Raw genomic sequence first — 25295 nt, 5'->3', positions numbered from 1 at the left:
CCCGGTGACCGAGCTGATGCGGCAACCAACGGGCGTGGAATTCCTGGACGTTCACCGGCTCCGCCTGGCCGAGACCGCTGCTCCGCGGGTGCCACCCGAACATCGGTCCGCGATGGACCGCGCCTGGGACGACGCCGTACGCGCAAACCCCTGCCTCTTCGACGGGCCGGTGGCGGCCTGCACCGGGCTGGACGCGGACGGCGCTGGCGGGCTGGTCATCTCCTGGGCGAGGACGACCTACCGGCACCGTGCGCTGCGGCGCGTCCCCGGCGCCACGTCATGGCTGCCGTCCCTGTTCGTCGGTGTCCTGCAGCCGGACGACGACGGGCGCCTGGTGGCGGGGCGGGGCTCGCCGTCGACGGCCGCTCCCGGGCGCTGGCAGCTGCCCGGTGGCACCGCCGAACCACCGGAGAGCCACGCGCCTCTCGACACGGCCGCGCTTCGCCGTCATGCCGCGCGCGAGCTGGCCGAGGAGACCGGTGCCGACGTCCCGCCGGACGACCTGACCCTGTGGTGCGTCACGCGGGGCACGAACGGCAACGTCGGCGTCCTCTTCCTCGCGCCACCCCGCCCGGCGGCCTGGCTGCACGACCGCCATGCGGCCCTGGTGTCCGCGGAGACGGCCCTGGGCAGGGAGGCCGAACTGGACCGGATCGCGCTCGTCCGCTCCCCGGCCGACGCGGCGGATGATCTCCGCGGCCCGCACGTGGACTATCTGGACGCGGTCCTCCGCCGGTACGCCGATCAGGCGCACCGCCGCGGCGCCTGATGCTTCCGGCTCGCGCGGCGGCGGGACCCTCCACCGTCGGCCGCGGGAGGGCCGCTGTTCGGATCAAGGGCCGCTGTTCGGATCACCGGTGCGAGCCCTTCCGGTGATTGCCGGGCGTCCGCGCCCGCCACGCGTGCCGACGCGGGTACGCCGTCACCGCAGAGACGGAAGCGCGATGCGGTGAGGAGACCGGATATGTACGCAGTGGTGCGGCGGTACGAGGGCGTGATCGACCCGGCCGAGGCGGGACGCCGGGTGAGCGAGGGGTTCGTGCCGCTCATCCGCCAGGTCCGAGGTTTCGTGGCCTACTACTGGGCCGATGCCGGGGGCGGGGTGATGGTCTCGACCACCGTCTTCCAGGACCGGGCCGGCGCCGAGGAGTCGAACGACAGGGCAGCGGACTTCGTACGGGAACGCCTCGCCTCCCTGCTCCCCAGCCCTCCCGAGGTCACGGGTGGCGAGGTCGTGGCGCATTCCTAGCGGCCCGGGCCCCTCCGCCGGAAGCGTCGCGGCTTGCGCGGTGGCGGGGGCTGTCCCATAGTCCGGAGGTATGGACGCGCGCGAGGCGGCGCTTCGACAGGCGTACGACCATGCCCTGCGCTGGCTGGCGAGCCTCTCCGACCGCCCGGTTCCCGCCCGCGCCTCGGCCGAGGAGATCGTGCGCGCGCTCGGTGCCGAACTGCCCGACGACCCGAGCCCGCCCGCCGACGTCGTCGATCTGCTGGCCACGGCCTGCGAGCCGGGACTCACCGCGTTTCCCAGCGGCCGCTTCTACGGCTTCGTGATCGGTGGCACGGAACCGGCCGCGCTGGCCGCGGACTGGCTGGTCAGTGCCTGGGACCAGAACTGCGTGATGCGCGCCGTCTCACCCGCGTACACGGCGGCGGAGGACATCGCCGGAGCGTGGCTGCTGGACCTCCTCGGCCTGCCGGGCGGCAGCGCCGTCGGGTACACCACGGGTGCCACGATGGCGAACTTCACCTGCCTCGCCGCCGGGCGGGACGCGGTGCTCCGGCGCGCCGGCTGGAACGTCGCCCGCGACGGACTCGCGGGCGCACCGGCCGTGCACGTCGTCGTCGGCGAGGAACGCCACATGGCCATCGATGTGGCGCTGCGCTACCTGGGACTCGGGCACCCCGACGCCGTCGGGGCGGACGACCAGGGGCGCATCGATCCCGACGCCCTGCGGCGCAGCCTCGCGGCCGCGGGCGAGTGCCCCACGATCGTGGTCCTCCAGGCCGGGGAGATCCACTCCGGCGCCTTCGATCCCTTCGCCGAGACGATCCGTGCCGCACGCGAGGCGGGCGCCTGGGTGCACATCGACGGCGCCTTCGGGCTCTGGGCCGCCGTTTCGCCGCCGTACGCACACCTGACGGCGGGCTGCGCGGACGCCGACTCCTGGGCGACGGATGCCCACAAGACCCTCAATGTCCCCTACGACTGCGGCATCGCGATCGTGCGCGACCCGGCCACGGTCCGGGCGGCCATGGGCGTGCACGGCGACTACCTCATCCAGCACGAACAGGGTGACCCCAGCGACAAGGTGCCTGAACTCTCCCGGCGCGGCAGGGGTTTTACCGTGTGGGCGGCCCTCAGGTCGCTCGGCCGGTCGGGTGTGGCCGACCTCGTCGAGCGGCTGTGCCGGCACGCCTCCGCGTTCGCCGCCGGGATCGCGGCGATCGACGGCGCGACTGTTCTCAACGACGTGGTCTTCACCCAGGTCTGCGCCGAGTTCGGCAGCGACGAACGCACGGAACGGGTGCTCAGCCGGCTGCTCGACGACGGCACGACCTGGATCAGCGGCTCCACCTGGCGTGGCCGGCGCGTCATGCGGATCTCGGTGAGCAACTGGTCGACGACGGACGAGGACGTGACGCGGGCGCTCGACGCGATCCGCCGCGCCGCCGCCACGGCCTGACACGCAACGAAGGATCCACCGGCCAGCGGGCTCGTCCGCCGACCGAAACCCTCGGTCGCAAAACACAGGCGGACCGGACCGGAACGGAACTCGATTGCATAAAGCTGCCGTATTCCGTATAGTCATGCCATCGAGAGGGAGGTTCGATGGCGGTACGAGTGGCAGTCGCAGGAGCGAGCGGATACGCGGGCGGGGAAGTGCTCCGCCTGCTCGCCGGGCACCCGGACGCCGACGTCGGGGCCGTCACCGCGAACAGCAACGCCGGGCAGCGGCTCGGCGCCCTCCAGCCGCATCTCCTCCCGCTCGCCGACCGCGTCCTCGAGCCGACCACCACCGAGGTCCTCGCCGGGCACGACGTGGTCTTCCTCGCGCTCCCGCACGGCCAGTCCGCGGCCGTCGCCGAGGAGCTGGGGGAGGGCGTTTTGGTCGTCGACTGCGGCGCGGACTTCCGTCTACGGGACGCCGAGGCGTGGGAGTCGTTCTACGGCTCCCCGCACGCCGGCACCTGGCCGTACGGTCTGCCTGAGCTGCCCGGGGCGCGCGCCGCGCTGCGGGGCACCCGGCGCATCGCCGTCCCCGGCTGCTATCCGACCGCCGTCTCCCTCGCGCTGTTCCCCGCCTACACCGCGGGGCTCGCCGAGCCGGAGGCCGTGATCGTCGCCGCGTCCGGCACCTCCGGCGCGGGCAAGTCCCCCAAGCCCCATCTGCTGGGCAGCGAGGTCATGGGCTCCATGAGCCCGTACGGCGTGGGTGGCGTGCACCGCCACACCCCCGAGATCGTCCAGAACCTCAGCGCCGCGGCCGGTGAGCCGGTGACCGTCTCGTTCACCCCCACCCTCGCCCCGATGCCCCGCGGCATCCTCGCGACCTGCAACGTCAAGGCGAAGCCCGGGACGACGGCCGCCGCTGTGCGCGAGGCGTACGGCAAGGCGCTCGCCGCCGAGCCGTTCATCCATCTGCTCCCCGACGGCCAGTGGCCGTCCACCGCGGCCGTGTACGGATCGAACGCCGCACTGATCCAGGTCGCGTACGACGAGACCGCCGGCCGCATCGTCGTGATCAGCGCGATCGACAACCTCACGAAGGGCACCGCCGGCGGCGCGGTGCAGAGCGTGAACATCGCCCTCGGGCTCCCCGAGGAAACCGGTCTTCCCGTGACCGGGGTCGCCCCGTGAACCGGGGCGGCACCGTGGGCGGGGCAACGACGAAGGAGGCGCAGTGAGCGTCACGGCAGCCAAGGGATTCACGGCGGCGGGCATCGCCGCCGGGATCAAGGAGAGCGGCAACCCCGACCTGGCGCTCGTCGTCAACACCGGGCCGCGCCGCGCCGCCGCGGGCGTCTTCACCTCCAACCGCGTCAAGGCCGCGCCGGTCCTGTGGTCCGAGCAGGTCCTGAGGGGCGGTCAGGTCTCCGCCGTCGTCCTCAACTCCGGTGGCGCCAACGCCTGTACGGGGGCCCTCGGCTTCCAGGACACCCACGCCACCGCCGAGAAGGTCGCCGACGCCCTGGGCGAGAGCGCGGCCGAGGTCGCCGTCGCCTCCACCGGGCTGATCGGCATCCGGCTCCCGATGGACAAGCTGCTGCCCGGCGTCGACACCGCGGTCGCCGAACTCTCCGCGCACGGCGGCGAGAAGGCCGCCATCGCCATCAAGACGACCGACTCGGTGCACAAGACAGCCGTCGTCGAAGGCGACGGCTGGAGCGTAGGCGGCATGGCCAAGGGCGCGGGGATGCTCGCCCCCGGACTGGCCACCATGCTCGTCGTCCTCACCACCGACGCCGATCTCGACGCCGCCGAGCTGGACATGGCGTTGCGGGCCGCGACCCGCGTCACGTTCGACCGGGCGGACTCCGACGGCTGCATGTCCACCAACGACGCCGTCTACCTCCTCGCCTCCGGCGCCTCCGGCACCACCCCCGGCCGTGAGGAGTTCGGCGCCGCGCTCACCCAGGTCTGCGACAGCCTTGCCCGCCAACTCATCGGTGACGCCGAGGGCGCCTCCAAGGACATCCGCATCGAGGTGATCAACGCCGCGAGCGAGGACGACGCCGTCGAGGTGGGCCGCTCCATCGCCCGCAGCAACCTCCTCAAGTGCGCCATCCACGGCGAGGACCCCAACTGGGGCCGGGTGCTCTCCGCGATCGGCACCACCTCCGCCGCCTTTGAGCCGGACCGCCTCAACGTCGCCATCAACGACGTCTGGGTCTGCAAGAACGGCTCGCTGGGCGAGGACCGCTCCAAGGTCGACATGCGGTTCCGCGAGGTCCGCATCACCGCCGATCTGGCCGCGGGCACCGACTCCGCGGTCATCTGGACCAACGACCTCACCGCCGACTACGTCCACGAGAACAGTGCGTACGCCTCATGAGTACTCGTAAGCACACCGCCCTGCCCAAGGCGCAGACCCTCATCGAGGCGCTGCCCTGGCTCACCCGCCACCACGGCAGGACCGTCGTCATCAAGTTCGGCGGCAACGCCATGGTCGACGACGAGCTGAAGTCCGCGTTCGCGCAGGACGTGGTCTTCCTGCGGCACGCCGGACTCAAGCCGGTCGTCGTGCACGGCGGCGGCCCGCAGATCAGCGCCCACCTCGACAAGCTGGGCCTGGTCTCGGAGTTCAAGGCCGGGCTGCGCGTTACCACGCCCGAGGCGATGGACGTCGTACGGATGGTGCTCGCGGGACAGGTGCAGCGCGAACTCGTCGGGCTGCTCAACCAGCACGGCCCCCTCGCCGTCGGCATGACCGGCGAGGACGCGCACACCATGACCGCGACCAAGCGCTTCGCCGAGATCGACGGCGAGTCCGTGGACATCGGCCGGGTCGGCGAAATCACCGAGATCGACGTGGGCGCCATCCAGGCGCTGCTGGACGACGGCCGCATCCCGGTCGTCTCCTCCATCGCCCGCAGCGCCGACGACGGCCACGTCTACAACGTCAACGCCGACACCGCCGCGGCCGCGCTCGCCGCCGCGCTGGGCGCCGAGACGCTGATGGTCCTCACGGACGTCGAGGGCCTCTACGAGGACTGGCCCAACAGCGACGAGGTCATCAGCAAGCTGACCGCGAGCGACCTGGAGAAGCTGCTGCCGGATCTGGCCAGCGGCATGGTCCCCAAGATGGAGGGCTGCCTGCACGCCGTACGCCATGGGGTGCGCACCGCACGGGTCATCGACGGCCGGGTGCAGCACTCGATCCTGCTGGAGATCTTCACCGACGAGGGCGTCGGCACGATGGTCGTCGCCGACGACCGGGAAACGGGAGAGACATGACGCACGGTCAGGAATCCGGAGGCGGCACACAGGAGCCGGGGAGCGGCAATCAGCAGCTGACCCGGCGCTGGCAGGGTGCCCTGATGGACAACTACGGCACTCCGCGGCTGCCGCTGGTCAGCGGGCAGGGCGCGACCGTCCGGGACGCCGAGGGCAGGGCGTACACCGACTTCGTCGGCGGCATCGCCGTCAACGCCCTCGGCCACGCCCACCCCGCCGTCGTACGGGCCGTGTCCGAGCAGGTCGCCACCCTCGGCCACGTCTCCAACCTCTTCGTGGCCGAACCTCCCGTCGCCCTCGCCGAACGGCTCCTCCAGCTCCTCGGCCGCCCCGGACGCGTCTACTTCTCCAACTCCGGCGCCGAGGCGATCGAAGCGGCCGTCAAGATCGGGCGGCGCACGGGGCGTTCGCACATGGTCGCCACCGACGGCGGCTTCCACGGCCGCACGATGGGCGCCCTCGCGCTCACCGGCCAGCCGGCCAAGCAGGAGCCCTTCCGGCCGCTCCCCGGCGATGTCACGCATGTGCCCTACGGCGACGCCGACGCGCTGCGCGCCGCCGTCACAGGCGACACCGCGCTCGTGGTCATCGAGCCGGTCCAGGGCGAGAACGGCGTCGTCGTACCGCCCATGGGCTATCTGGCCGCCGCCCGGGAGATCACCCGGGCCACCGGCACCCTGCTCGTGCTCGACGAGATCCAGACCGGCATCGGGCGTACGGGCCACTGGTTCGAGCACCAGGCCCAGGGCGTCGAGCCCGATGTCGTCACCCTCGCCAAGGGGCTCGGCGGCGGACTGCCGATCGGCGCGACCGTCGCCTTCGGCGAGGCCGCCGACCTTCTGACACCGGGTCAGCACGGCTCGACCTTCGGCGGGAACCCGGTCGCCTGCGCGGCCGCCCTCGCCGTCCTCGACACCATCCGGTCCGACGGGATCCTCGACCACGTCAAGCGCACCGGCGAACGGCTGCGCTCCGGAATCGAGGCGCTCGACCACCCGTTGGTCGACCAGGTCCGCGGCGCGGGCCTGCTGCTCGGTATGGTGCTCACCGAGCCCGTTGCGCCTGATGTGCAGCGGGCGGCGCAGGAAGCCGGTCTCCTGGTGAACGCGGTCGCGCCCGACGTGGTGCGGCTCGCCCCGCCGCTGATCATCGGCGACGGCGAGGTGGACGCGTTCCTCGGGGCGCTCCCGGCGATCCTGGACGCCGCACACGGGGAGCGACGATCCGGAGAATGACGACGATGAGCCAGGCGCAGGACAGCGGGCGCGGCGGAACCGACCAGGGCGGGCCCGCCGTGCCCCAGACCCGTACGGCACGCCACCGCCGGATCGTCGACATCCTCGGCAGGCAGCCGGTGCGGTCGCAGAGCCAGCTCGCCAAACTGCTCGCCGACGACGGCCTGTCCGTCACTCAGGCGACGCTCTCCCGCGACCTGGACGAGCTGGGCGCCGTGAAGATCCGCAACACGGGCGGCGAGCTGATCTACGCGGTGCCGAGCGAGGGCGGCGACCGCACGCCGCGGGCACCGCTGGGGGAGTCGGCGAGCGAGGCACGTATGGCACGCCTGGCGGGCGAACTGCTGATCTCGGCCGAGGCGTCGGCGAACCTGGTGGTACTGCGCACCCCGCCGGGTGCAGCCCAGTTCCTCGCCTCGGCCATCGACCAGGCGGAGGTGCACGAGATCATCGGCACGATCGCCGGTGACGACACCCTGCTCCTGATCAGCCGCGCCCCCACGGGCGGCCAGGCGCTTGCGGACCACCTGCTGAGACTGGCGCAGAAAGTCCGCTGAGCGTCAGGGGCGCTCGACGGGGCAGGAACTCGGCGGGGATGAGCCGGCGCGCGCGAGGTATCAGGGACAGGCACGCCGCGAAGACACCCGACCTCCTTCGCGCGGGCGGCGCTCGACAGTCTCAGCTCACCTGCGCGAACTCGCGGAACCCTGCTGTGCACCACGTCCTGCCCGTCGTCTCGACCGCGAACGCCTCCACGTCCGGCAGAGCCTCCAGCCAGTCGCGCGACGAGTCGCCGCGGGCGAAGGCCGCCGTCGCCCACGCGTCCGCCGCCGTCAGTCCGCGGGTGAGGACGGTGACCGAGGCCAGCGAGTCCGCGGGCGGCGCTCCGGTGCGCGGGTCCAGGACGTGGCAGCCGCGCTCGGCCGTACCCGACGTCGCGACCCCCAGGTCCCCGTCCGCCTCGACGATCGCCACGAGTTCGCCCGGTTGCAGCGGATTGCTGATGCCGATCCGCCAGGGCCTGCCCGGCTCCTTCTCGCCGCTGAGCTGGATGTCACCGCCGCCGTTGATGCAGGTGTCGCCCATTCCGCGGGCCGCGAGCAGGCGCGAGGCGCGCTCGACGGCCCAGCCCTTCACCAGCCCCGTGGGGTCGAGCTCGCCCGCGTACCGGGTGCTGAACCAGCCTTCGCTGCGCGCCTCGGCGGCCTCGCACAGCGCCAGGACCTCGGCGATCAGCGGATCGCAGTCGGCCGCGGTCAGTTCGCCGCGGGACAGCCGGCTCATCTCGCTCTCCGGTTTGTAGAGCGAGAACAGCGCGTCCACCCGGTGCAGCCAGCGCGCGGCCGCGGCCACCGCCGCCTCCGCATCGACCGCCGCAGCGGCCTCGCCCCGGAGGTCGAACGAGAACACGGTGCCCATGGCGTGCTCGACCCGGCGCAGCCGCGGCTGTTCCGCCACCGGGTCAGACACCGGCCTTGTCCAGTGCGCTCTGCAGCGAGCGCGTGTAGCCCTCGCTGGTGTACGTGGCCCCGGACACCGCGTCGATGTCCTGGCCCTGCGCCGTCACGGCCTTCTGGTTGAGCTGGGGGACCGCGTCGGAGGTGATCTGCTTCGACATCGGCGTCGAGGAGGGGGCCTGTGCCGCGGCGGCCTCGGTGATACGTCCCCCGGCCACGGTGAGCCGGACCTGCACCGGGCCGTAGTCGGTCTGCACGGCCTCGCCGACGACCGTACGGGCCCCACCGCCCCCGGGCTTCTGTCCTCCCCCCGATCCCCCGTCCCCCGACTCGCTGTCGTCCTGCTGCTGTCCGCCCGGCTCTGCCGACTGCTGCCCGTCCTGCTGCTGTCCGTCCTGCTGGGGCGGATTGCCCTGCTGCTGCCCCGGCTCCTCCTGGCCGGAGCCGCCCTGCTGCTCCGGCTGGCCACCGCCCGCCGGGGGAGCGGAGGCGGGGGGCGCCGCGGGCAGGCCGCTCGCCTGCGTCGAACTGCTCGGCAGGCCGGGGGCCTTGAGCGCCAGCAGCATCACGACGCCGGAGACGGTCGCGGCCGTGCTGAGCAGGATGTGGCGCATCGGATGCTTCTTCATGAACTCACCATTCGAAGGACTCGTGGTGGATACGGTTCGCCGGGACCCCTGCCTCGCGCAGGGCCTCGTAGGACTCCTCGGCGAGTCCGGGCGGTCCGCACAGATACGCGTCGTGGCGGTCGATGTCGGGGAGGACCTTGCGCAGGTTCTCCGCCGAGATCTCGGGGCGGGCGCCGTCCGGGCCGTTCACCGCGTACAGCAGCCTGGCTCCGCGCGCGTCGGCGATCTCCCTCAACTCGCCCCACAGCGCGAGGTCTTCGTGCCGCCGTGCCCGGTAGAGCAGGGTCAGATCCCCGGGGCGCGCCGGGATCGTCTCGAAGAGCGCGCGCAGCGGGGTGATGCCCGCGCCGCCCGCGATGAGCAGCACCTTGGTGCCGCGGCCGCGCTGCCGGCGTGCCGCGGTGAGCGCGCCGTACGGGCCTTCCGCCCAGACGCGCGTGCCGGGCTCCAGTCCGGCGAGCGCGCCGCTGTGGTCGCCCGCGGCCTTGACGGTGATCCGGATCCGGTTGTTGTGGGGCGGGGCCGAGAGGGAGTAGGGGTTGGCCGTCCAGCGCAGCCCCTTGGCGAGGAAGCGCCAGCGGAAGAACTGCCCGGCCTCGGCGCCCAGTCGGTCCAGCCGCCGTCCGCTCATGACCACCGACACCACGCCGGGCGCCTCCTCGATGGTGGCGTCGACCCGCAGGCGGTGGCGGAGGTTGAGGCGTACGGGGGTGAGGACCCGGTACCAGAGGACCAGCACGGTCGCGCCGCCGTAGATCGCGTACCAGGCGGCGCGGGCGCCGGGGTCGGCCACGAACTCGGCGCCGCTGCTGAGCTGGTGCCAGAACGCGAGGAAGACCGCCGCGTAGGTCATCAGGTGCAGGTAGTACCAGGTCTCGTAGCGCATCCGGCGGCGTACGAGACCGGCCGAGACGAAGCCCACGATCAGCAGCAGGCCGGTGCCGATGGCCGCCTCGATCATGTCCGGGTACTCGAGGACCACGGAGACGGTCTGGTCGACGAAGGTCGTACCGGACTGCAGCGCGTAACCGCCGACGATCGACCCGATGTGGGCGAGGATGAGGAAGATCGTGTAGCGGCCCGCCATGGCGTGCCAGCGGGTCACCACGTCCGAGCCCACGCGCCGTTCGAGTGCCGGAACCCGGGCCATCAGCGCGACGACGATGGCCGTGGAGTAGCCCGCGAGGAGGCCGGTGATACGCCCGGCGCCGGTGACCCAGTCGGCCGTGGTGTTGACCGCGGTGGTGTTGATCCACCACGGGTAGAGGACCGCGATCGCCCCGGCGAAGATGACGGCGAGCGCGGGGCGCGCGGGGGAGCGGCGCGGCCTCATCCGTCGTTCGGCCTGGCGTTTGGCCGCCCGGCCTTGGTACGGAACGGTCGTCGTCAACGCTCTCGCCTCCCAATGGCGCCATCCCTGGCCATCCCTGGCCATCCCTGACCTGTGCTGACCAGTGATACGGAGCGGGAGGGGCGGTCGCTCAATGGTCGGGAGGATTCGCGCGAGAGATTTCCGGCCGCCTTCCGTCGATTTCTCGCCTCGGCGGGTGCCCGTTCGCGCGTCGCCTGTGCGGCTTCCTGCCTCGGCCTGTGCGGGCTTCCTGCCTCGGCCCGTGCGGCTTCCGGCCTCGGCCGAGGTGCCTCCGCGGTCGGCCGGTGCCCGCACCCGCTGCGCGGGTGCGGGCCTCGCCCTCAGCCGGTGCGCGGCGGGAGCGGCAGCGGCAGGGCCGGGAGTCCGTCGAGGCTGACCCCCACGTGCTCCTTCCTCTCGCAGTACGCGGCGAACTCCTCGTCCGTCTTCCGTCCGAAGTGCTCGGCGTGCTGCGTGCGTTCCTCGCGGTAGTCCATGAAGGGGACGGCGAAGCCGCAGCTGTCGCCGATGCGCTCGGCCCGGACCACGATGATCGCCCGCGCGGACGGGCCGTCGGCTTCGCCGAAGCGGGGTATCAGCTCGCCCCAGCGCGGGTCGTCACGGAAGACGGGCTCGCCGCGGCCGTGCACGCGCAGCACCTTCGGGGGACCGGTGAAGGCGCACCACATCAGGGTGGTGCGGCCGTTCTCGCGGAGGTGGGCAATGGTCTCGGCGCCGCTGCCGCCGAAGTGCAGATAGGCCAGGGTCAGCGGGTCGAGTACGGCGAGCGTGCCCGCGCGGCCCTTCGGCGAGAGGTTGACATGCCCGTCTCCGGCGAGTGGCGCGGTGGCGGTGAAGAACACCGGCTGCTCGTCGATGAAGTTACGGATCCTGCCCTCGATGCATGCGTAGACCTTTCCCATGGACGGGATTATTCCGGCCCGGGCGCGCGGTGTGGACGGACGGGGTGCCTGTCACCTGCGGTTCTTCCTGCGGTTGCGCGTCGCCGTCCGGGCGCGTTGACGAAACATGCAGAGGAGTGCATACTTATTCCATCAGCGCATGCATCGTAAGGAGAGACCCGTGACCGAGCGCGTCGTACTCGCCTACTCAGGCGGCCTGGACACCTCCGTCGCCATCGGCTGGATCGCCGAGGAGACGAACGCCGAGGTCATCGCCGTTGCCGTGGACGTCGGCCAGGGCGGCGAGGACCTGGACGTGATCCGCAAGCGCGCGCTCGCCTGCGGTGCGGTCGAGGCGGAGGTCGCGGACGCCAAGGACGAGTTCGCCGACGAGTACTGCCTGCCGGCACTCAAGGCGAACGCCCTGTACATGGACCGCTACCCGCTGGTCTCGGCGCTCTCCCGGCCGACCATCGTCAAGCACCTCGTCGCCGCCGCGCACAAGCACAACGCCTCGATCGTGGCCCACGGCTGCACCGGCAAGGGCAACGACCAGGTCCGGTTCGAGGCCGGTATCTCCTCGCTGGCCCCGGACCTGAAGTGCATCGCCCCCGTCCGGGACTACGCGATGACCCGGGACAAGGCCATCGCCTTCTGCGAGGCCAAGGGCCTGCCGATCGCGACGAGCAAGAAGTCCCCGTACTCCATCGACCAGAACGTCTTCGGGCGGGCCGTGGAGACCGGCTTCCTCGAGGACATTTGGAACGCCCCGATCGAGGACGTCTACGAGTACACGGAGAACCCGGCCACCCCGCGGGAGGCCGACGAGGTGGTCATCACCTTCAAGCAGGGCGTCCCGGTCGCCATCGACGGCAAGCCCGTCACCGTCCTCCAGGCCATCCAGCAGCTCAACGACCGGGCCGGCGCCCAGGGCATCGGCCGGCTCGACATGGTCGAGGACCGGCTGGTCGGCATCAAGTCCCGTGAGGTGTACGAGGCGCCCGGCGCGATCGCGCTGATCACCGCCCACCAGGAGCTGGAGAACGTCACCGTCGAGCGTGAACTCGCCCGGTACAAGCGGCAGGTCGAGCAGCGCTGGGGCGAGCTCGTCTACGACGGCCTGTGGTTCTCCCCGCTCAAGCGCGCCCTCGACGGCTTCATCGACGAGGCCAGCGAGCATGTCTCCGGCGACATCCGGATGACGCTCCACGGCGGCCGGGCCGTCGTCACCGGCCGGCGGTCGGAGCAGTCGCTCTACGACTTCAACCTGGCCACCTACGACAGCGGTGACACCTTCGACCAGTCGCTGTCGAAGGGGTTCATCGAGATCTTCGGCATGTCGTCGAAGATCGCGGCCAAGCGCGACCTCGCCTGAGAGTAACGTCCTTCATCCTGCCGCCTCCTCGCCTCCCGGCGGGGAGGCGGCAGCACATTCCCCGCCCTATTCAGGACCCTTGAGGAGCAGAGCAGTGAGCAACGGCAACGGTGGCGACGTCCGTCTCTGGGGCGGCCGGTTCGCCGACGGGCCATCGGAGGCACTGGCGGTGCTCTCTGCGTCCGTCCACTTCGACTGGAGGCTCGCGCCGTACGACATCGCCGGCTCCCGCGCCCACGCGCGCGTGCTCCACAAGGCCGGGCTGCTCACCGCCGACGAACTGGAGCGGATGCTCGGCGGTCTCGACCGGCTCGAGGCCGATGTCGCCGACGGCAGCTTCACCGGCACCATCGCCGACGAGGACGTGCACACCGCCCTGGAGCGCGGGCTGCTGGAGCGGCTCGGGCCCGACCTCGGCGGCAAGCTGCGGGCCGGCCGCTCCCGCAACGACCAGATCGCCACCCTCTTCCGGATGTATCTGCGGGACCACGCCCGCATCATCGGCAGCCTGCTCGCCGATCTCCAGGACGCGCTGACCGGCCTGGCGGAGGCGCACCCGAACGTCGCCATGCCCGGCCGCACACACCTCCAGCACGCCCAGCCCGTGCTGTTCGCGCACCACATCCTCGCCCACGCCCAGGCGCTCACGCGGGACGCGGAGCGGCTGCGGCAGTGGGACGAGCGCACCGCGGTCTCCCCGTACGGTTCGGGCGCCCTCGCCGGTTCCTCCCTCGGTCTCGACCCCGAGGCCGTCGCCGCCGACCTCGGCTTCGAGCACGGCTCCTCGGGCAACTCCATCGACGGCACGGCCTCCCGCGACTTCGTCGCCGAGTTCGCCTTCATCACCGCGATGATCGGTATCGACCTGTCCCGGATCGCCGAGGAGGTCATCATCTGGAACACGAAGGAGTTCTCCTTCGTCACCCTCCACGACGCCTTCTCCACCGGCTCGTCGATCATGCCGCAGAAGAAGAACCCGGACATCGCCGAGCTGGCGCGCGGCAAGTCCGGCCGTCTGATCGGCAATCTGACGGGCCTGCTGGCGACGCTGAAGGCGCTGCCCCTCGCGTACAACCGGGATCTCCAGGAGGACAAGGAGCCGGTCTTCGACTCCTGCGACACCCTGGAGGTCCTGCTGCCCGCCTTCACCGGCATGATGGCGACGCTCACCGTCAACCGCGAGCGGATGGAGGAGCTGGCCCCGGCCGGGTTCTCGCTCGCCACCGACATCGCCGAGTGGCTGGTCAAGCAGGGCGTGCCGTTCCGCGTCGCGCACGAGGTCGCGGGGGCGTGCGTCAAGGAGTGCGAGGCGCACGGCATCGAGCTGCACGAGCTGACGGACGATCAGTTCGCCAAGATCTCCTCGCACCTCACGCCTGAGGTCCGTACGGTCCTGGACGTGCCGGGGGCCCTCGCCTCGCGCAGCGGCCGCGGAGGTACGGCTCCCTCGGCCGTCGCCGTCCAGCTCGCCGAGGTCAAGGCCGACGTGGCGAAGCAGAAGGCCTGGGCCGCGGAGAAGGGCTGAGACACTGGGGCGCCCGGGCCCGGATCTCCGCCGGGCCCGGAACCCGACGCCCACGGGAGGCACCCCGCCATGGCCTTCGCCCGCCTCGCGGAAGCGGCCACGCCGGCCGCCCGTATCGGACTCGGTCTGGCCGCGGTCGGCCGCCCCGGCTACATCACGCTCGGCCGTGACAGGGACCTCGACCTCCCGGACGCCCGCACCGTCGACGCGATGCGCGAGCGGGCGCACGCCCTGCTGGACGAGGCGTACGCGGGCGGGGTGCGGTATGTGGACGCGGCGCGCTCCTACGGGCGGTCCGAGGAGTTCCTCGCCGACTGGCTGCGGAGCCGCCCGGACACCGGTGACGTCGTGGTGGGCAGCAAGTGGGGCTACACCTATACGGCCGGCTGGCGCGTCGACGCCGACGTGCACGAGGTGAAGGACCACAGCCTCGCGACGTACGACAGGCAGCGCGCCGAGACGGCCGAAATCCTGGGCACGCGGCTGGACTTGTACCAGATCCATTCCGTGACGACGGACACCCCGGCCCTCAGCGACCGCGCGCTCCACGAGCGTCTGGCGCGCCTGGCCGACGAAGGCGTCACCGTCGGCCTGACGACCAGCGGGCCGGCGCAGGCGGATGCGATCCGCGCGGCGCTCGGGGTCACGGTCGACGGCGAACCGCTGTTCCGTACGGTCCAGGCGACGTACAACCTGCTGGAGACGTCGGCGGGGCCGGCGCTGGCCGAGGCGCACGAGGCGGGGCTGACCGTGATCGTGAAGGAGGCTGTGGCGAACGGCCGCCTCGCGGCGGCGGAGGCGGCGCCTGCCGAAGTGGCCGCAATCGCACGGGAGTCGGGCGTCGGCTGCGACGCGCTCGCGCTGGCGGCCGTGCTCGCCAGGCCGTGGGCCGGGGTCGTCCTCTCCGGCGCGGCCACCACCGGTCAGCTCTCCTCCAACCTGGCCGCCGCGTCGATCGCTCTCGACGAGGGGCACTTGGTGCGCCTGGAAGCGCTGGCCGAGGAGCCCGGCGCGTACTGGCGGCATCGCTCGGCGCTGCCCTGGCAGTGAGCGGTTGCGGTTGCGGCTGTCGCTGAACGTGTCGCGGGAGCGCGGGAGTTCGCCCTGGCGGCCCGGTCGGGCGGCGCGGCGGCCCGGCGGGGCGGCCCGGTGGCGGGACGGGTGCGCGGCGGGGCGGGTGTCCGGTGCGCCTGCCCCGGCATAGAGTGCCGGGACGGTGCGGACCGAGGAGGAGCGGCGTGACCTCACACGACTGGCGGCTCGCCAAGACCTTTCGCAGCACTTCCGGCGGGGTCCGCTGGGACCGGTTCGGCGAGGCGGGCCTGCCGCCGGTCGTGCTGCTGCACGGCACGCCGTTCTCCTCGTACGTCTGGCGGGCCGTCGCCCGCTCCCTCGCCTCCCGCCATCAGGTCTACGTCTGGGACATGCCCGGCTACGGCGCGTCGGAGATGAGCGACGGTCAGGATGTCTCCCTCGCCGCCCAGGGCCGGGTCTTCGCCGAACTCCTCGACCACTGGGGCCTGGCCGAACCGCTCGTCGTCGCCCATGACTTCGGCGGCGCCGTCTCCCTGCGGGCCCACCTGCTGCACGGCGCCCGCTACCGCCGCCTCGCGCTCGTCGACCCGGTGGCGCTCGCGCCGTGGGGGTCGCCGTTCTTCCGGCTGGTCGGCGAACACGCCGAGGTGTTCGAGCAGTTGCCGCCCGCACTGCACCGGGCCCTGGTGCGCGAGTACGTGGCGTCCGCGAGCGGCCCCGGCCTGCACCCGGCGACCCTGGACCGGCTGGTGAAGCCCTGGCTCGGGGACGCGGGACAGCCGGCCTTCTACCGCCAGATCGCGCAGGCGGACCAGCGGTACACCGACGAGATCGAGGACAGGTACGGGGAGCTCGACCTGCCGGTGCTGATCTGCTGGGGGACCGACGACGCATGGATCCCGCAGGAGCGCGGCAGTGAGCTCACGGCCCGTATCCCCGGTGCGCGGCTGCATCCGATCCGGGGAGCCGGTCATCTGGTCCAGGAGGACGCCCCGGCCGAGCTGACCGCAGCGCTGCTCGACTTCCTCGCCTGAAAGCACTGAAACCGCTGCACGGGGCCTGAAGCCCTGAACGCACCGCATGGGCCTGAACGCATCGCACGAGTCCCAACACATCGCATGAGTCCCAACGCATCGCACGAGCCTGAAGGCACCTGAGCCGTCCGCGCGTAGGACCGGGTGACCGGGTGCGGGTTCGTCTCGCGCCTTCGGCGCAAAGATCGAGCAGGGGGCCGCGAGGGGGATGGGCGAGCTGCGCGTCCTCGCGGGGGTCGGTGGTCGGCCGAGGACCAGGCGGGCACCGCGCGGTGCCCGGCTGTCCTACCGCACGCGTTACAGATTGCTTGCCTCAATGGTTGCTCCGGGTCAAGCATTTTGAGAGTGGCGACCGAGGACGACGGCTTCAGCTCCGAGACCATGCCCCGCCCCCGCGGCATGTCGGTGGCCGCGCAACGGCCGCCGTTCTGCCACCGAGCCCGACCGCGCCCCCGCCTGGCCCGATGCTCGGCCTTTGCGTCGGAGGCTGCGTGACCGCTCCACTCCGTCGCCGTGCCGATCACGTGTGGCGATACGCACATGTATCCCATGAGACATTGATGTCTCAGATGGCCTATCCTTGTCTCATGACCGTCGATCGTGAACACGTACTGCGTGCCGCCGCCGCCCTGCTGACCCGCAAGGCCACGGCGTCCATGGACGAGATCGCCAAGGCCGCCGGAATCAGCCGTGCCACCCTGCACCGGCACTTCTCCGGACGGCCCGCCCTCGTCCGGGCGCTCGGCCTGCTCGGTGTCGAGCTGGTGGAGGAGCGGCTCGCGGCGGCGCGGATCGACGAGGGGGATCCCGTCGAAGCGGTACGGCGCCTGGTCGCCGAGGCCATCCCCGTGTCCGGCTTCCTGGCCTTCCTCTACGGCGAGAACCAGCTCTACGAGTCCGGGGCCATGGACGACGACTGGGAGCGGATCGACGAACAGGTCGCGGCACTGTTCCGGCGCGGCCAGGAACAGGGGCTGTTCCGGTTCGACCTGACCCCCGCCTGGCTGACCGAGGCACTGTTCGCCCTCATCGCCGCCTCGGCCTGGACCGTCCAGGAGGGCAGAGTCGCGGCCAAGGACGCCGGCTACATGGTCTCCGAGCTCGTGCTCGGCGGAACGATTCGGAGTGTGGAGAAGTGAGCAGCAAGACCGCAGAGCGCCTGACCGGCGCGAACGGTGCACCGGGGGCCACAGAGGCCAAGGGTGCGCCGGGGCGGTGGCTCGCCCTGTCCGTGCTCGTCCTCGCCGTGCTGCTGGTGGCCGTCGACGCGACCGTCCTCGGCCTCGCCACGCCGTTCCTGAGCGAGGACCTGAAGCCGACCGGCAACCAGCTTCTGTGGATAGGCGACGTCTACTCGTTCGTCATCGCGGGGCTGCTGGTCTCCATGGGCAGCCTGGGTGACCGTATCGGCCGCAAGAAGCTCCTGCTCAGCGGAGCCGTCGCCTTCGGCGCACTGTCGGTGCTCGCCGCGTACGCCACCACGCCCGAGATGATGATCGCGGCCCGGGCGCTGCTCGGTGTCGCGGGCGCGACGCTCATGCCGTCCACCCTCGCCCTGATCCGCAACCTCTTCCCCGACCCGCGGGAGCGCAGCGTCGCGGTCGGCATCTGGGGTGCGATGGCCTCCGCGGGCGCGGCCGTCGGGCCGGTCGTCGGCGGCTTCCTGCTGGAGCACTTCTGGTGGGGCTCGGTGTTCCTCATCAACCTGCCCGTGATGGCGGTACTCGTCCTCGTCGGCATCAAGCTGCTGCCGGAGTCGAAGAACCCCGCCCCCGGCCCCTGGGACCTGCCGAGCGTCGGTCTCTCCCTCGTCGGCATGATCGGGGTCGTCTACTTCGTCAAGGAGCTTGCCTCGCACGGTCTGCGCTGGGACGCGATCGCGGCCGGCGTTCTCGGAGTCCTCGCCCTGCTGGTGTTCGCCCGGCGCCAACTCCGGCTCCCCGCACCGCTGCTGGACATGCGGCTGTTCCGGAACCGCGGCTTCACGGGCGCTGTTCTGGCGGACCTGCTGACCATCCTCGGGCTGTCGGGCCTGGTCTTCTTCCTCTCGCAGTTCCTGCAGCTCGTGCAGGGACGCGCGCCGCTGGAGGCCGGTCTCGCCGAACTGCCCGCGGCGGTCGGCGCGGTAGCGGCCGGTCTGGTGGCCGGCACCGCGGCCCGGCGCTGGTCCGTACGGGCGGTGGTCGCCGGTGGTCTCGCCGCCGTCGGAATCGCCCTCGCGGCGCTGACCCTGCTGCATGTGGGGACCGGCTACTGGCTGATGGGCGCGGTGCTGCTCATCGTCGGCGTCGGTGCGGGCTTCTCCTTCACCGTCACGGCCGACGTGATCCTCTCCAGCGTGCCCAAGGAGCAGGCGGGCTCCGCCTCGGCGGTGTCCGAGACCGCGTACGAGCTGGGCGCGGCCCTCGGTATCGCGCTCCTCGGCTCCATGGTCACCGGCGTCTACCGGGGCTTCACCGCGCCCGCCGGCGTCCCGGCCGACTCGGCGTCAGCGGCGCACGAGTCGCTGGGCGGCGCGGTCGAGGCGGCGGCTCACCTGCCGGACCGGCTTGCGGGCGGGCTGCTCTCCGCGGCGCAGGAGGCGTTCGTGGACGGGCTGCGGATCGCCTGCGGTGTGGGCGCGGCGGTGCTGCTGGCGACGGCGGTGGGGGCCTGGTTCCTGCTGCGCGGCGAGAGGCTCGAGGACCACGCGGACGAGCCCGCGGCGGTTGTCGAGGGCGACGCTTCCGGGACCGCCGACGAGGCGGCCGGTGAGCAGAACGGTGGGAGTGCCGGAGACCGGAACGGTGAGGCCGGCGGCGACCGGGACGGCGATCGTTCCGGTGCGGCGCGCGCCGACCGGTCCGATGGACCGGCCGGCGGTGGACCGGCCGACGCCGTCCCTGCGGGCGACGCGGTGCCCCACAGCAGTCCCGCCGAGGACGGGCGAGCCGCGCACATCCGCTGAGACGAACGGGGCGGGCCCGGGGCCGGAATGGCCTTGGGTCCGCCCCTGCTCAGGTCCCTCCCGGACCCCGGCACCGGGCTCGCGTCCCGGACTCGCGTCCTGGACTGTGTCCCGGACTTCCGTTCCGCTAGGCGGCCTTGGCCTTCGTGGCGTACATGTCCACGTACTCCTGGCCCGACAGCTCCATGACCTCGGCCATCACCGAGTCGGTCACGGCGCGCAGCACATAGCGGTCCCGGTCCATGCCCTCGTACCGCGAGAACTCCATCGGCTCGCCGAAGCGGACCGTCACCCGGCCCGGGCGGGGCAGGCCGGCGCCGCCCGGCTGGATCTTGTCCGTGCCGATCATCGCGAACGGCACCACCGGGGCGCCCGTCATCAGCGTCAGCCGCGCGATACCCGTACGGCCCCGGTACAGGCGGCCGTCGGGGGAGCGGGTGCCCTCCGGGTAGATGCCGAAGATCCGGCCCTCCTCCAGGATGCGGCGGCCGGTCATCAACGCCGCGACACCGCCGTTGGCGCCGTCGCGGTCCACCGGGACCATGCCGACGCCGGTGAAGAACCACGCCATGAGACGGCCCTTGAATCCCCTGCCCGTGACGTACTCGTCCTTGCCGATGAAGAACACCTGACGGTCGCAGACGAGCGGCAGGATCATCGAGTCGATGAACGTGAGGTGGTTGCCGGCGAGAATGACCGGACCCGTGCCCGGGATATTGCCTGCTCCTTCCACGCGTGTGCGGAACAGCAGGCGCATGATCGGTCCCAGCACTGCCTTGATGAGCGCGAAACGGGACAACGGGTCCTCCGGTGTCGTGGATGTCCGACGAAGTACGTACAGAAGTATGTGCAGGTGAGGACGATACTCGTGGGTTCCGCACCATCGCACGTCGGGTTGACCGTCCGATACATGGTGTTGACGCGTATTACCCCAGCGTTCCGTCCGTGGTCTCCCTTGCGAAAGGCGTGGCCGCTTACGATCAGCGCGTTGTGCGTCAGGTGCGGGACACCGCAACATCACACATTCGCAGTGCACCGTTACGGCGCAATGCGCCGTCAGAGCACGGACGAATAGCGAGGAGTGGTTATGCAGCAGGAGCAGCGACCGGGCCGGAGAGCCCTACTGGGCGCGGCGGCCGTCCTCGGCGCGGGAGCGGCGATGTTCGGCGCGGCGGGTACGGCGGCGGCCGAGGGGACCGCGAGCGGCGGCGGGCGCGGCCGCCTGCCGGTACCGACCGTCATCGGCCACCGCGGTGCCAGCGGCTACCGCCCCGAGCACACGCTCGGTTCGTACCAGCTCGCCCTCGACATGGGCGCGGACGTGATCGAGCAGGACCTCGTACCGACGAAGGACGGGCACCTGGTCTGCCGCCACGAGAACGACATCACCGCCACCACCGATGTCGCCCGGCACCCCGAGTTCGCGGACCGCAGGACCACCAAGAAGGTCGACGGCACCGACCTCACCGGCTGGTTCACCGAGGACTTCACACTCGCCGAGCTCAAGACGCTGCGGGCCAAGGAGCGCATTCCGGCCGCCCGCCAGGAGAACACCCTCTACGACGGCCGCTGGGAGGTGCCCACCTTCGAGGAGGTGTTGCAGTGGGCCGAGGAGCAGGGGCGGCGGCGCGGCCGTCCGGTGTGGCTGCACATCGAGACGAAGCACCCCACGTACTTCCGCAAGCTGGGGCTGGGCCTGGAGGAACGTCTCGCCAAGCTGCTGCGCAGGTACGGGCGGCACCGCGCGGACTCGCCCGTCTTCCTCCAGTCGTTCGAGCCGAGCAGCATCCAGCGGCTGTCGAAGCTGGTGTCCTCGCCGCGCGTCGTCCTGCTGGACGCGGCGGACACCCGGCCCTGGGACTTCGTCGAGGCCGGTGACCCCCGGACCGTCGCGGACCTCGTCGAGCCGGAGGGGCTGAAGTGGATCGCGAGCTTCGCACAGGGCATCGGCCCGTGGCTCGCCCTGATCATCCCGTTGGACGAGAACGGCAAGCTGGGCACGCCGACCACCCTCGTACGGGACGCGCACCGGGCCGGGCTGATCCTGCACCCGTATACGATGCGCAACGAGAACCAGTTCCTGCCCGCCGACTTCCGGCGCGGCACGGACCCGGTCGCTTACGGCGACGCGTTCGGTGCCTTCAAGACCTACTTCGCAACGGGCATCGACGGCATCTTCTCCGACAACCCCGATACCGCGCTGCTGGCGCGGGACGACTTCCTGGGGAATTAGCGCGGAGGCACCGAGGCCCCCGCGGACGCACCGAGCAATCTGCGCGGAGGCACCGAGGGCCCCCGCGCACGCGCGAAGAAACCCTCGTCGGCGCGCCACCACCCGGCCGCCGGCGGGGGTTCCGCTGTCCCGCCGATTTCCCACGGACGGGTGAGTGGACGGTCCGCGGGAAACCGCAACCGCCTTCGTCGGAGTCCCGCTCGGTATGGGACCGGCCGAGCTGCTCACCGCGTACCGCCCACTGCTGACCGCCGAGGCCGAAGCCGAGGCCTACGGCACGGGCGTCGACCCCGCCGACCTCGAACAGGGCGTCTGGCTGCGCCTGTTGGAGCGCACCCGAGCCGTCGGGCCGCCGCCCTCACCCGCGGAGTGGCTGCTCGACGCGGTGCGCACCGAGGCGCGCGGGGCCCGCCACCGGGCCCGCCGCGAGGTGCCGTACGACGGCTGCGGCTCCGCGGCGGGCTCCCCGGACGTGGGCAGGGACGCCTGGCTGCCCGGAGGTGCCGCCCTTCCCGACGGCGGCGACGCGCACGGGGAGGAGGGGGAGGGCGAGGATGCCGGCGAGGGCGCGATCGGCGACCCGGGAGCCGCCGTGGAGGAACGCGTACTGGCCGCGGAGACCCGGCGGGCGGTGCATGCGGCGGTCGCGCGGCTGCCCGGCCGCTGCCCGCGTCTGCTGACTGCGATGTTGTCGTCGAAGGACCCGACCTACCGCGAAGTCGCAGGCGAGTTGGGAATCTCACAAGGCAGTTTGGGGCCCGTGCGTTCCCGATGCCTTGGATGTTTGCGCAGAATGCTCCTGGCGGAGGTTGCGGCAGCGGACTTCAGGGGTAGGGAGCGTTAGCCGACCGGCGCCACGGAGGCCGGGCCCACCACCCTCAGCGCCCGGGCGGACCGAACCTAGGGGAGGCATGCGCACATGGGCACGAGTGTGACCATCTCTGACGCGACCGAGCACGATGCCGAGCAGATCCTGAAGCTGCAGTATCTCTGCTACCAGGACGAGGCGGCACTCTACGGCGACTACACACTCGCGCCGCTCACGCAGACGCTGGACGACCTCCGTACGGAACTGGGCCGGGGCCGGGTGCTCGTGGCCCGCCTCAACGAAGAGGTCGTCGGATCGGTGCGCGGCACGGTCGACGAGGACGGCACCGCCAGCCTCGTCAACCTCATCGTCCATCCCCGGATGCAGCGCCACGGCCTGGGCGGCCGGCTGCTCGCCGCCATCGAGGGGCGGCTGGCGGAGGACCTGGAGGCCAGGCGGTACCGGCTGTTCACGGGCCACCGCAGCCAGGGCAACCTGAGGCTCTACCGCAAGTACGGGTACGCGCAGGTCCGCACGGAAGAGGTCTCCCGCCGGCTGAGCCTGGTGTGGCTGGAGAAGGAGGCGACGCCGCGCGCGTACGTCACGAGCGCCTGACGGCCGAGATGCCGGCAGCCGACTCCTGGCAACTCCGATGTCCGTTCGAGGCACCGGCTGTCCGTCCCTTCCGGGGCGGGCGGACCGGTGCCTCGACGCATGTGCCGCAAGACTCGGTGACGCGCCGCCGCAGCGACCGGTGACGCGCCGCCGCAGCGACCGGTGACGCGCCGCCGCAGTGCCCGGTGGTGCGCCGGGAGTTACGCGGGACGGGCCCGGCGCAGCCAGAACAGTCCGGTGACGGGCAGGACCAGCGGGAGGAACAAATAGCCCATCCCGTAGTCGGACCAGACGGTCGCGTCGGGGAAGGCCGACGGCTCGATGAGTGTCCATGTGCCCACGCTCAGCACGCCGATGAGCTCCGCGGCGCAGCACACCATCGCCAGGCGGCGGGCGGTCTCACCGCCGCGAACGAGGGAGACGAGGATGAAGGCGTAGACGACCGCGGCGACCGCGGAGAGGACGTACGCCAGCGGCGCCTCCTCGAACTTCATGATCATCTGCGCGATCGAACGGGACGCCGCACCGACGGTGAACACCCCGTACAGCAGGACCAGTAGACGTCCCGGGCCCTGTCCCAGCCCGCCCGGCCGGGCGGTCGTGGGGGAGCGGTCGTCGGCTTCCGGCCCCGTGGCCGGGTCGCCGGGCGTCGCACCGGAAGAGCCGGAAGCGCCGGAAGCGCCGGGAGCGGTGGAATCAGGCACCGGAGCCTCCCCAGATGTCGAACAGCCGTACCTCGAGAACGGCCAGCACCACCGCTCCCGCCGCCACGGTCACCGAACCCCAGCGCGTCCGCTCGGCCAGCGACATGAAGCCCGCGGCGGGCACGGCCGCGGTCGCCCCGAGCAGATACGCGATGAAGATGCCGGTGCCGTCGTCGGGCTTCTCGCCGCGCGTCAGCAGCACCACGCCTATGACGAGTTGTACGGCGACGAGCACCGTCACCGCGGCCATGCCGATGAAGTGCCAGTCCTTGGTCGGCTGGTCCCGGTAGGCGGCGAAGCCGCACCAGGCGGCCAGCGCCAGTGCGGCCGCACCGACCGCGACTGTCAGTGCGTCGATCACCGTGACCTCGCCGCCGAGAACGACACCACCGGGAGCGGAGCGACCGGGGTCGAAGCCGCCGGGGTCGAAGCCGTGGAGGACGCAGCCGCCGAAGACCTCGCGTGCGAGGCGGAAGAGCGGTTGAACAGCATGGGAAGACTGTAATGCGCCCGATTGATCCCGCTGTCGGCGGCCCCGAGAGACCCCGTAGGCTCCCGCCCCATGAAGCTCTCCGCCGGCGCGCTGCTGTTCGACATGGACGGAACCCTGATCTCCTCGATGGAGTCGGTGGTCCGCTGCTGGGCGCGGTGGGCGACGGAGTACGGGATCACGGCGTCGGAGTTCGCCCGCGTCCCCCTGCACGGCCGCCCCGCCGCGGAGATCATCGCCGATCTGCTGCCCGCCGAGCGGGCCGGGGAGGCGCTCGCCCGCATCGAGCAGCTCGAGGTCGAGGACGTCGCCGGGGGAGTGGTCGTCCTGCCCGGGGCCAGGGAGCTGCTCGCCTCCCTGCCGGACGGCGGCTGGGCCGTGGTGACCTCCGCGACGCGCCGCCTGGCCGAGGCGCGCCTGCACGAGGTGGGCATCCACCCTCCCCTGCTGATCGCCGCGGACGACATCACGCGCGGCAAGCCCGACCCGGAGCCGTTCCTGCTGGCGGCCGGAAAGCTCGGCGTCGTTCCGGACCGCTGTGTGGTCTTCGAGGACGCCCCGGCGGGTCTGACGGCCGGTCGTGCCGCGGGTATGCGCACAGTGGCTCTGGTCACCACACATGTGCGTGAGGAGCTGGACGCGGATGTGGTCGTCGCCGATCTGGCGTCCGTATCCGTGCAGGTCAGCGCGGAGGGCATGGAGTTGACCGTCTCCGGCTGAGCCCGAGCCATGTTCGCATAATGATCAAACCTGTCCGAACTGCGGACAGGTTTGATCGACTCCGGCCGCGTTCTGTTTACTTGCGACCATGACGGCACCGAGCGACCGCACCCCTGCGACCGAGGCGATGATGACGCCCGGTGCTCGCTGTCTGCGCGATATGCGCCGAATGTGTGACTGCTGAGGGCCCCGACACACCTCTCGCGCCCCGAAGCGAGACTCTGCCCGAGCCGCGTCCGGCCGCCCCGCCGCATCGGACCGCCCCGGTCCGGCGTC

24 protein-coding genes and 1 pseudogene are annotated in these 25295 nt (G+C 71.9%); 18 read left to right on the top strand and 7 right to left on the bottom strand.

The annotated features are described in order from the left end of the window. Positions 1–16: 16 nt before the first annotated feature. The 8 genes from ACGFNH_RS07195 to ACGFNH_RS07160 all read left to right on the top strand — a co-directional run bounded on the left by ACGFNH_RS07195 (position 17) and on the right by ACGFNH_RS07160 (position 7751). Positions 17–769 (top strand): NUDIX hydrolase, encoded by a 753-nt coding sequence (locus ACGFNH_RS07195; protein WP_393652244.1) that lies wholly within the window; start codon positions 17–19, stop codon positions 767–769. Between the two features lie 195 nt (positions 770–964). Continuing rightward, positions 965–1249, top strand: a complete 285-nt coding sequence (locus ACGFNH_RS07190; protein ID WP_393652011.1) for a hypothetical protein — start codon at positions 965–967, stop codon at positions 1247–1249. Positions 1250–1319: 70 nt separating this feature from the next. Further along, on the top strand, positions 1320–2687 hold the full coding sequence (locus ACGFNH_RS07185) for a pyridoxal phosphate-dependent decarboxylase family protein (protein ID WP_393652010.1): 1368 nt from the start codon (positions 1320–1322) through the stop codon (positions 2685–2687). 146 nt (positions 2688–2833) lie between these two features. Continuing rightward, positions 2834–3862: an N-acetyl-gamma-glutamyl-phosphate reductase gene (gene argC / locus ACGFNH_RS07180; RefSeq protein ID WP_393652009.1), complete on the top strand. Its 1029-nt coding sequence runs from the start codon at positions 2834–2836 to the stop codon at positions 3860–3862. A 43-nt stretch (positions 3863–3905) separates the two neighbouring features. After that, positions 3906–5057 (top strand): bifunctional glutamate N-acetyltransferase/amino-acid acetyltransferase ArgJ, encoded by a 1152-nt coding sequence (argJ, locus tag ACGFNH_RS07175; protein ID WP_393652008.1) that lies wholly within the window; start codon positions 3906–3908, stop codon positions 5055–5057. After that, positions 5054–5959, top strand: a complete 906-nt coding sequence (argB, locus tag ACGFNH_RS07170) for an acetylglutamate kinase (protein ID WP_393652007.1) — start codon at positions 5054–5056, stop codon at positions 5957–5959. The genes argJ and argB overlap by 4 nt, the downstream gene beginning before the upstream one ends. Continuing rightward, positions 5956–7194 (top strand): acetylornithine transaminase, encoded by a 1239-nt coding sequence (locus ACGFNH_RS07165; protein ID WP_393652006.1) that lies wholly within the window; start codon positions 5956–5958, stop codon positions 7192–7194. Before argB ends, ACGFNH_RS07165 begins: the two co-directional genes overlap by 4 nt. Before the next feature lie 5 nt (positions 7195–7199). After that, positions 7200–7751, top strand: coding sequence for an arginine repressor (locus tag ACGFNH_RS07160; protein WP_393652243.1), 552 nt, complete (start codon positions 7200–7202; stop codon positions 7749–7751). A gap of 121 nt (positions 7752–7872) precedes the next feature. On the opposite strand, the gene ACGFNH_RS07155 is transcribed toward ACGFNH_RS07160, so the two are convergent. The 4 genes from ACGFNH_RS07155 to ACGFNH_RS07140 all read right to left on the bottom strand — a co-directional run bounded on the left by ACGFNH_RS07155 (position 7873) and on the right by ACGFNH_RS07140 (position 11554). Then, positions 7873–8613, bottom strand: coding sequence for an FAD:protein FMN transferase (locus ACGFNH_RS07155; RefSeq protein WP_393652242.1), 741 nt, complete (start codon positions 8611–8613; stop codon positions 7873–7875). Positions 8614–8656: 43 nt separating this feature from the next. Then, complete coding sequence (locus tag ACGFNH_RS07150) at positions 8657–9280, bottom strand: FMN-binding protein (RefSeq protein WP_393652005.1); 624 nt, start codon at positions 9278–9280, stop codon at positions 8657–8659. A 4-nt stretch (positions 9281–9284) separates the two neighbouring features. After that, a complete protein-coding gene (locus ACGFNH_RS07145) occupies positions 9285–10613 on the bottom strand; it encodes a ferric reductase-like transmembrane domain-containing protein (protein WP_393652241.1) in 1329 nt (442 codons plus the stop codon). Positions 10614–10972: 359 nt separating this feature from the next. After that, complete coding sequence (locus tag ACGFNH_RS07140) at positions 10973–11554, bottom strand: pyridoxamine 5'-phosphate oxidase family protein (protein WP_393652004.1); 582 nt, start codon at positions 11552–11554, stop codon at positions 10973–10975. 160 nt (positions 11555–11714) lie between these two features. Between ACGFNH_RS07140 and ACGFNH_RS07135 the strand changes: the two genes are divergently transcribed. The 6 genes and pseudogenes from ACGFNH_RS07135 to ACGFNH_RS07110 form a co-directional block, all read left to right on the top strand. Beyond that, the gene (locus tag ACGFNH_RS07135) at positions 11715–12908 is read left to right on the top strand and encodes an argininosuccinate synthase (RefSeq protein ID WP_393652003.1); all 1194 of its coding nucleotides are present in this window, start codon (positions 11715–11717) and stop codon (positions 12906–12908) included. Positions 12909–13002: 94 nt separating this feature from the next. Continuing rightward, positions 13003–14433: an argininosuccinate lyase gene (gene argH / locus ACGFNH_RS07130; RefSeq protein WP_393652002.1), complete on the top strand. Its 1431-nt coding sequence runs from the start codon at positions 13003–13005 to the stop codon at positions 14431–14433. 69 nt (positions 14434–14502) lie between these two features. Continuing rightward, positions 14503–15483, top strand: coding sequence for an aldo/keto reductase (locus tag ACGFNH_RS07125; RefSeq protein WP_393652001.1), 981 nt, complete (start codon positions 14503–14505; stop codon positions 15481–15483). A gap of 188 nt (positions 15484–15671) precedes the next feature. Continuing rightward, on the top strand, positions 15672–16502 hold the full coding sequence (locus tag ACGFNH_RS07120) for an alpha/beta fold hydrolase (RefSeq protein ID WP_393652000.1): 831 nt from the start codon (positions 15672–15674) through the stop codon (positions 16500–16502). 587 nt (positions 16503–17089) lie between these two features. After that, complete coding sequence (locus ACGFNH_RS07115; RefSeq protein ID WP_393651999.1) at positions 17090–17641, top strand: TetR/AcrR family transcriptional regulator; 552 nt, start codon at positions 17090–17092, stop codon at positions 17639–17641. A gap of 20 nt (positions 17642–17661) precedes the next feature. Further along, positions 17662–19203, top strand: a pseudogene (locus ACGFNH_RS07110) (MFS transporter); the annotation flags it as partial. 373 nt (positions 19204–19576) lie between these two features. Here the strand turns inward: ACGFNH_RS07110 and ACGFNH_RS07105 are convergent. Then, the gene (locus ACGFNH_RS07105; protein WP_393652240.1) at positions 19577–20206 is read right to left on the bottom strand and encodes a lysophospholipid acyltransferase family protein; all 630 of its coding nucleotides are present in this window, start codon (positions 20204–20206) and stop codon (positions 19577–19579) included. Between the two features lie 330 nt (positions 20207–20536). Between ACGFNH_RS07105 and ACGFNH_RS07100 the strand changes: the two genes are divergently transcribed. The 3 genes from ACGFNH_RS07100 (at position 20537) to ACGFNH_RS07090 (ending at position 23105) form a co-directional block, all read left to right on the top strand. Beyond that, the gene (locus ACGFNH_RS07100; protein ID WP_393651998.1) at positions 20537–21682 is read left to right on the top strand and encodes a glycerophosphodiester phosphodiesterase; all 1146 of its coding nucleotides are present in this window, start codon (positions 20537–20539) and stop codon (positions 21680–21682) included. Between the two features lie 205 nt (positions 21683–21887). Further along, on the top strand, positions 21888–22526 hold the full coding sequence (locus tag ACGFNH_RS07095; protein WP_393651997.1) for a sigma-70 family RNA polymerase sigma factor: 639 nt from the start codon (positions 21888–21890) through the stop codon (positions 22524–22526). A 75-nt stretch (positions 22527–22601) separates the two neighbouring features. Continuing rightward, positions 22602–23105: a GNAT family N-acetyltransferase gene (locus tag ACGFNH_RS07090; RefSeq protein WP_393651996.1), complete on the top strand. Its 504-nt coding sequence runs from the start codon at positions 22602–22604 to the stop codon at positions 23103–23105. Positions 23106–23305: 200 nt separating this feature from the next. Here ACGFNH_RS07090 and ACGFNH_RS07085 read toward each other — a convergent pair whose 3' ends face one another. Next, complete coding sequence (locus ACGFNH_RS07085; protein ID WP_393652239.1) at positions 23306–23686, bottom strand: hypothetical protein; 381 nt, start codon at positions 23684–23686, stop codon at positions 23306–23308. Positions 23687–23801: 115 nt separating this feature from the next. Further along, positions 23802–24170: a hypothetical protein gene (locus ACGFNH_RS07080; RefSeq protein ID WP_393651995.1), complete on the bottom strand. Its 369-nt coding sequence runs from the start codon at positions 24168–24170 to the stop codon at positions 23802–23804. Positions 24171–24371: 201 nt separating this feature from the next. Between ACGFNH_RS07080 and ACGFNH_RS07075 the strand changes: the two genes are divergently transcribed. Then, the gene (locus ACGFNH_RS07075; protein ID WP_393651994.1) at positions 24372–25019 is read left to right on the top strand and encodes an HAD family hydrolase; all 648 of its coding nucleotides are present in this window, start codon (positions 24372–24374) and stop codon (positions 25017–25019) included. Positions 25020–25295: the final 276 nt, after the last annotated feature.

Origin of the sequence: Streptomyces sp. NPDC048639 (assembly GCF_043199075.1) — a bacterium.
In the GTDB taxonomy this organism is placed as follows: domain Bacteria; phylum Actinomycetota; class Actinomycetes; order Streptomycetales; family Streptomycetaceae; genus Streptomyces.
This window is presented reverse-complemented; position numbering and strand designations above follow the sequence as displayed.

Excerpts from the sequence above, each read along its gene's own strand:
- ACGFNH_RS07195 (WP_393652244.1), top strand. The coding sequence starts at position 17 with ATGCGGCAACCAACGGGCGTGGAATTCCTGGACGTTCACCGGCTCCGC.
- ACGFNH_RS07190 (WP_393652011.1), top strand. The coding sequence starts at position 965 with ATGTACGCAGTGGTGCGGCGGTACGAGGGCGTGATCGACCCGGCCGAG.
- ACGFNH_RS07185 (WP_393652010.1), top strand. The coding sequence starts at position 1,320 with ATGGACGCGCGCGAGGCGGCGCTTCGACAGGCGTACGACCATGCCCTG.
- argC (WP_393652009.1), top strand. The coding sequence starts at position 2,834 with ATGGCGGTACGAGTGGCAGTCGCAGGAGCGAGCGGATACGCGGGCGGG.
- argB (WP_393652007.1), top strand. The coding sequence starts at position 5,054 with ATGAGTACTCGTAAGCACACCGCCCTGCCCAAGGCGCAGACCCTCATC.
- ACGFNH_RS07165 (WP_393652006.1), top strand. The coding sequence starts at position 5,956 with ATGACGCACGGTCAGGAATCCGGAGGCGGCACACAGGAGCCGGGGAGC.
- ACGFNH_RS07160 (WP_393652243.1), top strand. The coding sequence starts at position 7,200 with ATGAGCCAGGCGCAGGACAGCGGGCGCGGCGGAACCGACCAGGGCGGG.
- ACGFNH_RS07155 (WP_393652242.1), bottom strand. The coding sequence starts at position 8,613 with ATGGGCACCGTGTTCTCGTTCGACCTCCGGGGCGAGGCCGCTGCGGCG.
- ACGFNH_RS07150 (WP_393652005.1), bottom strand. The coding sequence starts at position 9,280 with ATGAAGAAGCATCCGATGCGCCACATCCTGCTCAGCACGGCCGCGACC.
- ACGFNH_RS07145 (WP_393652241.1), bottom strand. The coding sequence starts at position 10,613 with ATGAGGCCGCGCCGCTCCCCCGCGCGCCCCGCGCTCGCCGTCATCTTC.
- ACGFNH_RS07140 (WP_393652004.1), bottom strand. The coding sequence starts at position 11,554 with ATGGGAAAGGTCTACGCATGCATCGAGGGCAGGATCCGTAACTTCATC.
- ACGFNH_RS07125 (WP_393652001.1), top strand. The coding sequence starts at position 14,503 with ATGGCCTTCGCCCGCCTCGCGGAAGCGGCCACGCCGGCCGCCCGTATC.
- ACGFNH_RS07115 (WP_393651999.1), top strand. The coding sequence starts at position 17,090 with ATGACCGTCGATCGTGAACACGTACTGCGTGCCGCCGCCGCCCTGCTG.
- ACGFNH_RS07105 (WP_393652240.1), bottom strand. The coding sequence starts at position 20,206 with ATGCGCCTGCTGTTCCGCACACGCGTGGAAGGAGCAGGCAATATCCCG.
- ACGFNH_RS07100 (WP_393651998.1), top strand. The coding sequence starts at position 20,537 with ATGCAGCAGGAGCAGCGACCGGGCCGGAGAGCCCTACTGGGCGCGGCG.
- ACGFNH_RS07095 (WP_393651997.1), top strand. The coding sequence starts at position 21,888 with ATGGGACCGGCCGAGCTGCTCACCGCGTACCGCCCACTGCTGACCGCC.
- ACGFNH_RS07090 (WP_393651996.1), top strand. The coding sequence starts at position 22,602 with ATGGGCACGAGTGTGACCATCTCTGACGCGACCGAGCACGATGCCGAG.
- ACGFNH_RS07075 (WP_393651994.1), top strand. The coding sequence starts at position 24,372 with ATGAAGCTCTCCGCCGGCGCGCTGCTGTTCGACATGGACGGAACCCTG.